This is a genomic window from Desulfosediminicola ganghwensis, assembly GCF_005116675.2.
GTDB lineage: Bacteria > Desulfobacterota > Desulfobulbia > Desulfobulbales > Desulfocapsaceae > Desulfopila > Desulfopila ganghwensis.
Map to the genome: position 1 here is coordinate 5,280,241 of NZ_CP050699.1, position 11,989 is coordinate 5,292,229.

The following is an 11,989-nucleotide window of genomic DNA, read 5'->3' on the forward strand; positions in this document are numbered from 1 at the left end:
ACAGGGTCACTGGCGATAACGCTCCAAGCAGTTTTCAGCATACCAGGATTCTTTAGCCTGAAACATTCGGGAATCTGCCAGGTCCAGCATCTCTTCCGCGCCCCGCTCAGTAGAGCAGGAAACACCGAAACTGATCCGCACCTGTTCACGGCTCTTTTCGCCAGTCAGTTCATCAACACAATCAATAACAGCATTCACAAGCATACCATTGATGCGATCCACTAGTTTATCTGCCTCTTCACGAAAGGCGTTAGGACAGAGAATTATAATCTCATCCCCACCAAACCTAAAAACCAGGTCAGAACTCCTGACGTTTTTCACCAGCAAGGCCGCTGCCGTCCTTATCAGCAGGTCACCGGCCTTATGGCCATACGTATCGTTGACCCGTTTCAAGCCGTTGATATCACCAAAGACCAGTGAGAACGCAGTCTCAGGACGCGCCTTGGCACACCATTCAGCAAATATCCGCTCGAAATACTTCCGGTTGAACAGCCCCGTGAGGTGGTCGGTGTTGGACAACCGTTCAAGCTCCCGAGCCTGAATGCGGGAGCGTGAAATACCGCGAATCGTCTCCAGAAAAACCTCCATAGTCCGTCGCTCGGCTTCATCCAGCTTTGTGCCTTTAATAAAGAGTTTAAAGCAATAAACCGCCAAGCCCTGGGTGGAAGCCGAATAAATACCACCGCCAAATACCTGCCAGCCTGCGCTGGCAACTGAAGAAATAGTCTCATCGCCCTTGCGCCTGCTCACAATCTCATAGCCAAGAAATTGCGAATGCTCCTGCAGTAAATGCGACGTATCCTTTTCGGAAATGCCGCGGAACGCCATGTGAGCAATGACTTTCTGCCTTGGCCCTTCCACCATCAAACCAAAACCGCGACGTGGAAAAATCGTTTCAAACCGCTTCAGGAGGAGATGAAAAAGCTCATCCAGATCATCAACACGAGTCACTTCAACGGAAATATCAAACAGAGCAGAAAAAATCTCATTCTGCTGATCGGCTTTTCCCTTGAGGTGAAGCATGGTGTTATGTGAGGAGATCAACACATTTTTAACAACCTGCACCACCGTAAAAGCGAAAAAAGCGACTAACTGTATATAGAGAAGTTCATGATAAGCGATTTCTTGTCCCGGATGAAGCGAATGGACAAGAGCAAAAGCTGCCGAGACTGCCAGCGGATAAAGCAGCACAGCAATCTGCCAGCAGGAAAAAAACGCATAGGCCACAGTACCGGCAAGGAAAGTTACAGCCCAATAGGGTGAGGTGTCGCTAATAAGCAGATAGCTGAAATACAACGGAATATTTACGGCAAGTATCAGCTCAAAGTAGATTATATGGCCTGCACGCCAATCTCTTGGAGGGAAAAACAGTAATGGAATATAAGAGGCCACTACAATGAGAGGAGCAACAAATCGCCCTTCAATTACGCCCTGGCTCTGCAACAGAAAATAGAGCAATAACTGACAGGCAATGGTAGTCGTTACTATAAATCGTACATAGGGAGCGTACAGATTATAGTTCCAATCAAAAAGAGTGTTCTTGAATTGCCTGGCAATCATAACACATACATCCAGAAATCCTAATTGCAAGTTCCTGCACCACTATACTGCCGAGATACCAAACCAGATCAAGGTCGAATCCCTATCAGAACCGACAACCACAACAAAAACAAGAGAATAATCTTATCCAATACAGCTCTTTACAACACATACTTAAATTTTGTGACACAGTCGCTGCTCATTCCCCCCGGTTTGTCTGCTACGCTCTAGAACCAACAAAAGTGGCCAATGCCGATGGAAGCAGGCACCTCCATCATGGCTGTTTCAATTTCCTGCAGATTGGGTATACTCTGATTTTCACTAAAAGTGATACGAGACCCACCTTTTCCATACAGTTGTTTATTTTAAATCAGTTATGCCCGCATGCTGGTAAACGGAATCGCCACAGTAAATCATGTTATCTCCAACTGAAAAAGTCCTTCTCCAGGAACTGCTTGAAATTTCCACTCTTCCAGAAAGTACTCTCACCTACAATGAACTCATGGGCTTCATGTTTGGGTTGGCGATTACCCCTATCTATATAGACCGGGATGAATGGCTAGATGCGGTTTTCGGCGAAGAACCATGCAAAAGATGTGGAGAACAGGGTTACAGGCCGATCTCCGATTCCCTGACCCAGATCTATTCAGTCTTTCTTGCCAGGCAGGAACAGGGCCAACTTCATTTCCCCTATCCAATCGAGATATTGAAAGAGGTTCATATCGATGAAATACGAGATTGGGTAAGCGGGCTTGAAGAGGCTTTCTCGCTGCGTCCTGATATCTGGGACCCTGAAGCCGAAGGTAATTTTGCCAATTTCAGCGATGCCGAGCTTGAGGAACTGTTCTTCTGCATGATGGTAATCCAGGGCTTGGCAGACCCGGTTGAAGTCAAGTTCTTTCTTGAACGGATACCAGATGAAGTATTCAATGAACTATTTTCGGCCTATGACCTCGAAAGTGGGGAAAAAGACCGCAATTTTCAAGCACTGATGCTGGGAGCACTGCCACTTGCTATCCAGGCACTGCAGAATTTCTCCCAGAAAATGCGCGCAGTTATTCCGGAGCATGTTCAGCCAACCAGCATTTCAGTTCTCCAACACCACAGCCTGGCAAACGCAGCCAATCAACCTGGCACCCTTCCAGTGCCACGGAAGGACCATAAAAAGTCGAATATCATCCAGGTTGATTTCAACAATAAAGTAATTTCCGCAAAACAACCTGCTGCCTTAAGGCCAAAATCTGAACCGGCACCCTTCTACCAGTTAAAAATTTCCATTAAGGATGCCAAACCACCGATATGGCGAAGAGTTGTGGTGCCAGGTGCCATCACACTGGCCCAACTCCATCAGGTGATCCAGGTCAGTATGGGCTGGTTCAACGCCCATCTTCACCAGTTCACGATTGACAATATTGATTACGGACCAGTCGATTATCCCATAGGTGATGAAGACCAGTATGATGAGAATGCCTTTACTCTGCACAGGGCAGCCAGAAATGTTCAGAAAAGCTTCCAGTATATTTATGATTTCGGTGATTACTGGCAGCACCAGATCCTTATTGAAAAGAGATTTACCGATTCCGGAACAGCTGACAACGACGCCAGCATCAAGGTGATCAAGGGCAGAAGGGCCTGTCCACCGGAAAATATCGGCGGCATCTGGGGGTATCAGGAGTTTCTTGAGGCCTACACCGACGCAAGCCATGATGACCATGCCACCATGGTCGAGTGGGCCGGTCCCGACTTTCGCCCTGAATCGTTTGACAAAAATGAGATAGATGAGGTGAACAGGATACTCTCCTCGATTCGCATCAGCTAAAAAATCTACCTGAGAAGACGAAACCGATAAGAAGTTCTTATTGCTCAAGGCATCCAATCTCTTATCTTTTCTCCCATTATTCATGCATAATCCAGAACTGCAATACGCTGAAGAGTTTGTTCAGCATACTCGCTGCAATATCTTCCTGACGGGTAAGGCCGGTACCGGCAAGACCACCTTTTTACACAAAATAAAAGAGCAGACAGAAAAGCGACTGATCATCACCGCGCCCACCGGTGTCGCCGCAATCAACGCAGGCGGGGTCACTCTGCACTCCTTTTTCCAGTTGCCTTTTGGTCCCTACAGGCCCGGTACCGATCCGTTTGCCCAGCAGAACAAACACCGAATGAGCAAGGAAAAACGCAATATCATCAACAGCCTTGACCTGCTGGTCATTGATGAGATCTCCATGGTCCGTGCCGACCTGCTCGACCTCGTGGATTGCGTATTGCGAAAATATCGTCGCACAGACGCGCCGTTTGGTGGCGTGCAACTTTTAATGATTGGTGACCTGCACCAGCTGTCACCTGTGGTCAAAGAGAGCGACTGGCAGATTCTTGGCGAACATTACGATTCACCCTACTTCTTCAGCAGCCAGGCCTTAAAACAAACCGAGTTGATTCCCATTGAGCTGAAGCATATCTACCGCCAGTCAGACACCAATTTCATCGAATTGCTGAATCTGGTGCGCGATAACAAGCTCGACTCCACCAGTTTGAAGGAGTTGAACAGTCGGCATATACCTGATTTCAAACCTGATGACAGCGAGGGCTATATCACCCTCTCCACCCATAACGCCAGCGCCGATACCATCAACCGTGCCAAGCTTGATGAACTGTCCGGACTTACTGGTAGCTACGATGCAGAGCTGGACGGTGACTTCCCTGAACACACCTACCCCACCGCCGCCGCACTGCAGCTCAAGGTGGGAGCCCAAGTGATGTTCGTGCGTAACGACAGTTCACACGAGAAACGCTTTTTCAACGGCAAGATTGGTAAAATTACCAGGATGTCCAGCGATGAGATTGAAGTGAGCTGCCCGGATGAACTTGAAACCATTGAGGTTGAGCGCGCGACCTGGGAAAATATTGAATACAGCATCGACCCGGCAACTTCCGAGATCAATCAAAAGACCATCGGCACCTTCGCCCAGTTTCCATTAAAGCTGGCCTGGGCTATTACTATTCACAAGAGCCAGGGTCTTACCTTCGACAAGGCCATCATCGATGCCCAGTCATCTTTTGCCCATGGTCAGGTGTATGTGGCCTTAAGTCGCTGCCGGACCTTTGAAGGCATGGTTCTCAGCGCTCCCCTTACCAACTCTTCCATTCGTACCGACCATACCGTTCAACGTTTTGTCCGTGACGCAGCCGATAATTCGCCTTCCGGCGATAAGCTGGAAGTCTCTAAAATCCGTTATCAGCAGCAGCTCCTGATGGAATGTTTCGATTTCCGGAAACTGCAGAGTAACCTGGCAAGACTCGCTGCCAACCTTCGCCGCAATGAATCCGTTATCCAGGTTTATAACGGTGCTGATATGACGGAAATCGAACGACGCCTCAATGAGGAAATCACCAGCGTCGGTGAAAACTTCCGCCGACAACTCCTTGGGCTTTTTTCTGACATCAGTCAACCGGTTGAGGACAATGTTATTCGCGAACGACTGGCAAAGTCCTCTGGCTATTTTCAAGGCAAATTTTCAGAAATCCTGACCAGCCTTGCCGAAAATCTCTCTATTGAAACAGACAACAAGGAAGTGCGAAAACGGGTGAACAACTCCCTGCAATGGTTTCAGGAAGAGTACGCGGTAAAATTAGCCGCGATTCGGGCCATGACTGCTTTTTCACCGGCGACATATCTACGCGCTCTCTCTGTCGCTGAAATTGAAGCGACCAAGCCGAAGAAAAAAGAGACAGCCCCCACCTACAGCGAAGCTGATGTGGGTCATCCCGATTTTTTTGAGCAGTTGAAAGAATGGCGACGCAAAAAGGCGGGTGAAAAACATCTGCAACTTTTCCAGGTCATGCACCAGAAGACCCTGGTACAGATTGCCGTCCATCTGCCGGACAGCATGCCGGCCCTGAAGAACATCAAAGGAATCGGCAAAAAACTGGCCGACAATTACGGTGCCGAATTAATTGCTTTGGCCGCCTCATATCGCAGAACCAATGGCATTGCATCGGTTGAATTGCCCGATATGCCACTCTTGCAGGCGATAGAGAAGAAAGCACCAGCCCAAAACTCAGCCAAAGATGCTGCTGCAACTGACAAGGCTGCCGAGCCGAAACCAAAGAGCAACACCAAAGAAGAGAGCTACAATCTTTTTAAGCTTGGTAAATCCATTAACAATATTGCAGCTGAACGGGAACTCACCACCGGCACCGTGGAAAACCACCTCGCCTATTATGTGGAAAAAGGCACAATCCCGGTTGTGGAATTTGTTGCCGAAGAACGGGTTGAGGCGGTGTCCGCAGCAGTACGCACACTCGTTGACGCTCCAATGCGTGAGATAAAAACAGCCCTGGAAGAACAAGGTATTGATGCGAGTTACAGTGACATCAAGTTTACCAGGGCACATTTAAGAAGCACAGAAAGTTAGAAGCGACATGTCAGGGGTGAAGGGACATACTTTTTCCCCTCACACCTGACTTCTAACCTACTACCCTACGACCCTGATCTCTCTAGTCATAGTCGACAACGACTCCGCACCTTTTTCAGTTACAACCACATCATCTTCAATGCGAACACCGTTACGTCCTCTGAGGTAGATACCAGGCTCCACTGTAAAGGCATGGCCTACCTCAAGCAACTGCTCGTTTTCACCATGCATATATGGATCTTCGTGACATTCCATACCGATGCCATGGCCGGTACGGTGGGTAAAGAACTCACCATACCCTGCATCGACAATCACCTTTCTGGTAGCCCTGTCAACCTCAAGGCAGGCCACACCGGCTGCCGCAGCATCCCGCCCAGCCTGGTTCGCAGCCTGAACGATTTTGTGGATCTTTTCTGCCTCGTCATCAAGTTTACCAACAGCAAAGGTGCGGGTAATATCGGAAGCATAGCCATTATAGCTCGCTCCCCAGTCTATAATCAGCAGATCCCCTTCGGCGAGTGGCCTGTCTGAAGGCTGACTATGGGGGTTGGCGCCATTGGGCCCTGCGGCGATAATCGGGTTGAACGGCAAGTCAGCCTCTGAACCGTTTCGCATCAGCTGGATAAAAAGCTCACTGGCAATTTCCTGCTCGGTGACGCCAATCTTCACCATGGGCAGAGTCGCCTCAAGCGCCCGCTCTGCAATCTGTACCGCTTTACGCATATCAGCAATTTCGGCTACATCCTTTACTGCCCGAAGAGCAGTAAAAACCAGAGAGCCGTCAACATAGTCAGCAGCCAGTGCCCCACGCAGATATTCATACTCCATAACGCGCATCTGGCGCGGCTCAACGCCTATACGACCACCCTCAAGACCAAGTCCCTGCAAAGCTTCACTAAAAGTATCTGACCACAGGGCAGGATTATCACCATAACTGAATATCCGTGCCGGCCATTGCAGATGATCAAGTTTGGCAAGTTCCAGTTTCGGCAGAATAATGGTTGGCTCCTGCTCCGGTACAAACACAATCACAACCGGGCGTTCCATCAAATGAAAGTGCAGACCGGTAAGGTAGGTCAGGGTTGGCCCTGCATTCACCGCAACTGCAGTGAGGTTTTCCTTTTCTATATATTCATACAATCTGGTTAAACGTGACTGGGACATGATAGACTCCATGGATTGCTACAACCGTAACAGGTTACAGTTAAAAAGAAGTTAAGCGTTGCTCTCGTTTTTCTCAAATCATAGCGAACGTGTCGTAATTCAGCATATCATCAATTTGAAACAACGCGCACCAATACAGAGCCTGAAAGGAATTGTCCAGAATTTTTGGCAAAAAAAAGAGATGCATGGCAATAGGAATCGCCAATGCACCTCTCTTTTCCACCTCCGTTGCCTGACCAGCATATCGGTGTCTGGCAAATAAGTAGAAAATCGCCAGCCGCGTGAAATTGAAGGAGCCGGAAGAGATGGTTTTCCCCTTACCGCATCCAGGACTGAATGCAGCTGGAAAACCTGGCAGGAGGGATACCCGGCCAGCGATTTTTTAGTTTATTCTCAATCCGCATATCGGATTTTAATCAGTAAGGTTCAGTTTAAATCTCAATTTTTGCGCCAAGTTTAGCCACAAACTTGGCAAGCCAGGCTGGATGTGCCGGCCAGGCTGGTGCAGTAATAAGGTTGCCTTCCTGGTGAGCTGCATCCATATCCACAGCTATATAGGTACCTCCTGCTGCCGCAACCTCCGGCGCACAGGCAGGATATGCAGAACACTCACGGCCGGAGAGTACTCCGGCAGCTGTAAGGAGCTGAGCACCGTGACAAATGGCAGCGATCGGCTTTTCTGCCGCTGCAAAAGCTTTGACAATATCAAGCACCTTATCATTTAAACGCAGGTACTCAGGCGCACGACCGCCTGGGATAACCAACCCCACATACGCATCCATCTCGACAGCTTCGAAATCCGCATTCAGGGTGAAATTATGCCCACGCTTCTCGCTGTAGGTCTGATCACCTTCGAAATCATGCACGGAGGTCCGTACAAAGTCACCAGCTTTTTTGTCAGGACATACTGCATCAACCTGATAGCCCAGCATGGAGAGGGCCTGGAATGGCACCATTACCTCGTAATCCTCAACGTAATCTCCCACCAGTACCAATATTTTCTTAGCAGCCATCTCAGATCTCCTTGGTTGGATGTTTTCTTTACTTTCAGCCCCTTTGAACACGCAGGATGCATAAATAAGCACTTTCAGATATCAATCTGCAACTTCCGAAACACCGCTGCAGGCTCACTTTACAACTCGTGCTGACCTCATGGGTGTATTAAGCAAATCTTATTCCAATTACCGAAAAACATTCAATCCCCTGATCTTTTGCCACTTCCAATGTACCATCTTACCAGAAAACTCCGCCAGACACCTCCATACATGTCTGGATAAGAGACACACATGCCTCATTATCGGACATGTTCAACGCATCCTCCGGCAACAGATCCACGATCCAGGCAAATATGCTTTTTCCTTCTGGTGTGCTGGTGTGCTAGGATAAAATGAAGCAACAGATCTTGCCTACCAACCGAGTAATCATCATATACGATCGAAAACCATGGGGAAAAACTATGCAAAAATATGTCTGTGATGTGTGCGGCTATGTCTATGATCCTGCTGAAGGTTCTCCCGATCAGGGAATTTCACCGGGCACCGCTTTTGAGGATCTGCCGGATGATTTTACCTGCCCGTTATGCGGTGTAGATAAATCCCAGTTCAGCCCGGAAGAATAATACTTCTCACTGAGCTTTCGTTTATATTTTTTTTGAACTCCCAACCAGCAGGTGACGGTCAGAGGGGAACTTCGCTCTATCGATGAGCACTGATATCTATCCGGTACTTCCGCAGCTTTTCATAGAGGGTCGACCTGGCAACTCCAAGCATCTGAGCTGTGCGGCGGATATTACCCCGGTTATCATTCAGCGCTCCCACAATTGCCTGGTACTCTGAGTTTTGCAGTGTACGGGCTGCGGGCACCACATCAGACCTACTTTTCGTCTGATTTTCACCGCTCTTTGCCAAGGCAAGTTCCACCGGTACTGTTACGGGAGGGGGGTCTGTAATCTCCCTGCTGAGATCAGCTACTGTAATCACACCGCCCTGGCAGACATGCACAGCCCGCTCGATTATATTCTCCAATTGCCTGATATTGCCCGGCCAGTTATAACGACGCAGCCCCTCCATCACACCATCAGCCATCAGCGGCTTGTCCCTGTCAAGTCCACGACACACTTTTGCCAGGAAATGCTCTATCAACACTCCCAGATCACCAATTCGCAGCCTGAGCGGCGGCAGATTGACAGTGAGCACATTCAATCGGTAATAAAGATCTTCACGAAAGGTGTTTTCACTGATTGCCTGCATCAACCTGCTATTGGTTGCCGCAATGATCCGCACATCAACAGGTCGTGCGTATTTGCCGCCCACCCTCACGACTTCTTTCCGCTCCACTACCCGCAACAGATTCACCTGGGCTGCGAGCGGCATCTCGCCTATCTCATCGAGAAAGATTGTTCCACCATCCGCCAGCTCAAATTTCCCGGGGTTCCCTTGCCTGCCGGCACCGGTAAAGGCTCCCTGGGCGTAGCCAAAGAGCTCACTCTGCAATAACTCACGTGGCAAAGCTCCGCAATTCACAGCAACAAAAGGCCCGCCACATCGCTCGCCACCGTTATGAATTGCCTGGGCGAACATCTCTTTACCTGTGCCGCTCTCACCGAGTATCAGGGTATTGGTACTGGACTCACCGGCAATTTTTGCCAGTCGCACACTCTCCATCAACTGGGGTGAGGTGCCGACAATATCATCGAATGTGAAAACGGCCTTGGAACCGACGTAGCGATTTACCATACGCCTCACTGATTTGACTTCACGCAGAGTAATGACGAGTCCTTCCGAGGTGGTGATTGGCGTGGCGGAAATAAGGCAATGCACAAGAGCGCCACCGCTGAGCCGCAGAGTTGCCTCCCTCTCCTGCACCCGCTTTCCGCTGGCAACAATCTCCTTGAAATCGATGCCCGCGATAATATGTTCATTGATGGCTACCATCCCACCGGAAACTTTCCCACCATTGTCGGTAAGCTCCAGAATTCCCCGTGCCTTTTCATTGATATCGGTAATTCGCAAGTTACGGTCGATGGTAAGCAGGCCGTCCTGAATGAGCTCAAAAATCCCCTGCTTTTCCTGCAACAGCGCCACCTTGTTTTTAAGCACCAACTCTATTTTCAACTGCTGCTCAATAGCGCTTACCGCTGCTTTCACCATCCCCAGGGTATGGGTATGCACCTTATCCCAGAGACATGAGAGATTAAGGCAACCTATGATCTTGCCCTCGGGGTCATGAACAGGCGCAGCTGAACAGCTGAGGCCATGGTTACGCTGGGCAAAATGCTCCTCTGCCCATATCTGCACCGGTTCATTCAGGTAAAGAGCGGTGCCGACGCCGTTGGTACCGACTGTTTTCTCCGAATACTCCACCCCCTGCCCATACGCCAGATTTCCTTCCAGCGACTCGGTGTCCCCCACAGAGAAGAGGATTATTCCCTCCTCATCAGAAAGGATTATGATTGACCGTGAGCCTTCAATAGTGGAATAGAGGTTTTCAATTACCGGCAGGCTGATCCGAATCAACTCACTGCGACTCTTTAAAATCCTGCTCAATCTGCCTGCAGCAATCCTGGCTGGCTCAACTTTGAATGGGTCCACACCATGTTCCAGGCTGCGACGCCAGGAAGCGAACACAAAATCACGCGGTTTTATACCATCATGATCTGCAATAAATTCTTCACCGGCACAGAACTGCTGCCATTGTTGGGCAATGAGCTGTTTTGAAGTATTGTTAAACATAGTTTGATAGATCGCATACTTTTGAAGTAACTGTGGTACAGTATCATTGCATGCTGCTGCAACTCCTGAGATTTGTACCATATCAGGTTCCTGAATGCAGTCTTCATATTCCCCGTCCTTACCGTGTTACCGCTATGATCACAGTTACTGCCGCTATTATCCATAACAACGATACCATCCTCATCGCCAGAAAACGGGCAGGATTGCACCTTGCCGGCTACTGGGAGTTTCCTGGAGGCAAGCTGGAAGAAAACGAGACACCCGGGGAATGCCTGAAACGGGAGCTGATGGAAGAGTTTAGCATCCACTGCAGGGTGGGGGAGTATATCGGAGAATCAATATACGATTATGGCACCAAAAAAATCCGGTTGCTCGGATATACGGTCCATCATCTCAAAGGTGATTTTATTTTAAGAGATCACGACATGATTCGCTGGCTGCCCGTTGACGACATTGATGACATTCATCGACTTGTGGAAAGTATCGCGACACTGAGCTGGGCTCCTGCAGATATCCCACTGGTCCAGGAATTTGCCGCTCGCCGATTCCATGAAGAGACCATCGCTTATTACAATACGAACGCTGTCAATTATATCGAGGGCACCTTAGCAAACGATATGCAGCAACTCCGTCAAGCTTTCACCGACCTGTTGCCTGAAGGTGGCCATATCCTTGATCTCGGTTGTGGGTCCGGCCGAGATTCCAAAGCTTTTCTTTCTGAAGGGTTTGAGGTTACAGCCATGGACGCCTCCCCAGCCATTGCTCATCACGCCTCCCACCATATCAACCAGAAAGTTCTGGTGAAAAAAGCGCAGGATATTGAAGTGGCCGATACCTATAATGGCATTTGGGCCTGTGCCAGTCTGCTGCATCTACCCGATTGGGAACTGGCCCCTGTGCTGAAACGACTCGAAAAAGCACTACTGCCGGATGGGGTGCTCTATTTATCCTTTAAAAAACAGAAATATCCTGATAATTCTCAGAGATTTTTCTGCTATCCTAATCCAGCCGACCTTAGAGATTTGATTAAAAACTGCCAAAGGCTGCAATTGGTCGATAGCTTTACCAGCTGCAGCGGCAAAACGAAGAGTTTGCATGAACAGTGGCATAACATCATCGCCCGCAAAACGGATTAGT

General features: G+C 49.0%; 8 protein-coding genes. 4 read left to right on the forward strand and 4 right to left on the reverse strand.

Annotation, left to right across the window (positions count from 1 at the left end; all coding sequences use genetic code 11):
• Nucleotides 1-6 precede the first annotated feature (6 nt).
• A complete protein-coding gene (locus FCL45_RS22780) occupies nucleotides 7-1,560 on the reverse strand; it encodes a sensor domain-containing diguanylate cyclase (protein WP_136795645.1) in 1,554 nt (517 codons plus the stop codon).
• Between the two features lie 394 nt (nucleotides 1,561-1,954).
• Here FCL45_RS22780 and FCL45_RS22785 point away from each other — a divergent pair, with 394 nt between their 5' ends.
• Both FCL45_RS22785 and FCL45_RS22790 read left to right on the forward strand, forming a co-directional pair.
• Nucleotides 1,955-3,358 carry a UPF0149 family protein gene (locus FCL45_RS22785; RefSeq protein ID WP_136795646.1) on the forward strand — a complete coding sequence of 468 codons (1,404 nt, stop codon included), beginning with the start codon at nucleotides 1,955-1,957 and terminating at the stop codon, nucleotides 3,356-3,358.
• Nucleotides 3,359-3,440: 82 nt separating this feature from the next.
• A complete protein-coding gene (locus FCL45_RS22790) occupies nucleotides 3,441-5,957 on the forward strand; it encodes a helix-turn-helix domain-containing protein (protein WP_136795647.1) in 2,517 nt (838 codons plus the stop codon).
• Nucleotides 5,958-6,017: 60 nt separating this feature from the next.
• On the opposite strand, the gene FCL45_RS22795 is transcribed toward FCL45_RS22790, so the two are convergent.
• Both FCL45_RS22795 and FCL45_RS22800 read right to left on the reverse strand, forming a co-directional pair.
• Complete coding sequence (locus FCL45_RS22795; RefSeq protein WP_136795648.1) at nucleotides 6,018-7,121, reverse strand: M24 family metallopeptidase; 1,104 nt, start codon at nucleotides 7,119-7,121, stop codon at nucleotides 6,018-6,020.
• A gap of 431 nt (nucleotides 7,122-7,552) precedes the next feature.
• On the reverse strand, nucleotides 7,553-8,134 hold the full coding sequence (locus FCL45_RS22800; RefSeq protein ID WP_136795649.1) for a DJ-1/PfpI family protein: 582 nt from the start codon (nucleotides 8,132-8,134) through the stop codon (nucleotides 7,553-7,555).
• A 443-nt stretch (nucleotides 8,135-8,577) separates the two neighbouring features.
• On the opposite strand from FCL45_RS22800, the gene rd reads away from it, so the two are divergent.
• Nucleotides 8,578-8,739, forward strand: coding sequence for a rubredoxin (gene rd, locus FCL45_RS22805; protein ID WP_136795650.1), 162 nt, complete (start codon nucleotides 8,578-8,580; stop codon nucleotides 8,737-8,739).
• Between the two features lie 76 nt (nucleotides 8,740-8,815).
• Here rd and FCL45_RS22810 read toward each other — a convergent pair whose 3' ends face one another.
• On the reverse strand, nucleotides 8,816-10,933 hold the full coding sequence (locus FCL45_RS22810; protein ID WP_136795651.1) for a sigma-54-dependent Fis family transcriptional regulator: 2,118 nt from the start codon (nucleotides 10,931-10,933) through the stop codon (nucleotides 8,816-8,818).
• Nucleotides 10,934-10,986: 53 nt separating this feature from the next.
• Here FCL45_RS22810 and FCL45_RS22815 point away from each other — a divergent pair, with 53 nt between their 5' ends.
• Nucleotides 10,987-11,988: an NUDIX domain-containing protein gene (locus FCL45_RS22815; protein WP_167495637.1), complete on the forward strand. Its 1,002-nt coding sequence runs from the start codon at nucleotides 10,987-10,989 to the stop codon at nucleotides 11,986-11,988.
• The last annotated feature ends 1 nt before the right edge of the window (nucleotide 11,989 follow it).

Coding starts and splice junctions, on each gene's coding strand:
- FCL45_RS22785 (WP_136795646.1), top strand. CDS start 1,955: ATGTTATCTCCAACTGAAAAAGTCCTTCTCCAGGAACTGCTTGAAATT.
- FCL45_RS22800 (WP_136795649.1), bottom strand. CDS start 8,134: ATGGCTGCTAAGAAAATATTGGTACTGGTGGGAGATTACGTTGAGGAT.
- FCL45_RS22810 (WP_136795651.1), bottom strand. CDS start 10,933: ATGGTACAAATCTCAGGAGTTGCAGCAGCATGCAATGATACTGTACCA.
- FCL45_RS22790 (WP_136795647.1), top strand. CDS start 3,441: ATGCATAATCCAGAACTGCAATACGCTGAAGAGTTTGTTCAGCATACT.
- rd (WP_136795650.1), top strand. CDS start 8,578: ATGCAAAAATATGTCTGTGATGTGTGCGGCTATGTCTATGATCCTGCT.
- FCL45_RS22795 (WP_136795648.1), bottom strand. CDS start 7,121: ATGTCCCAGTCACGTTTAACCAGATTGTATGAATATATAGAAAAGGAA.
- FCL45_RS22815 (WP_167495637.1), top strand. CDS start 10,987: ATGATCACAGTTACTGCCGCTATTATCCATAACAACGATACCATCCTC.
- FCL45_RS22780 (WP_136795645.1), bottom strand. CDS start 1,560: ATGATTGCCAGGCAATTCAAGAACACTCTTTTTGATTGGAACTATAAT.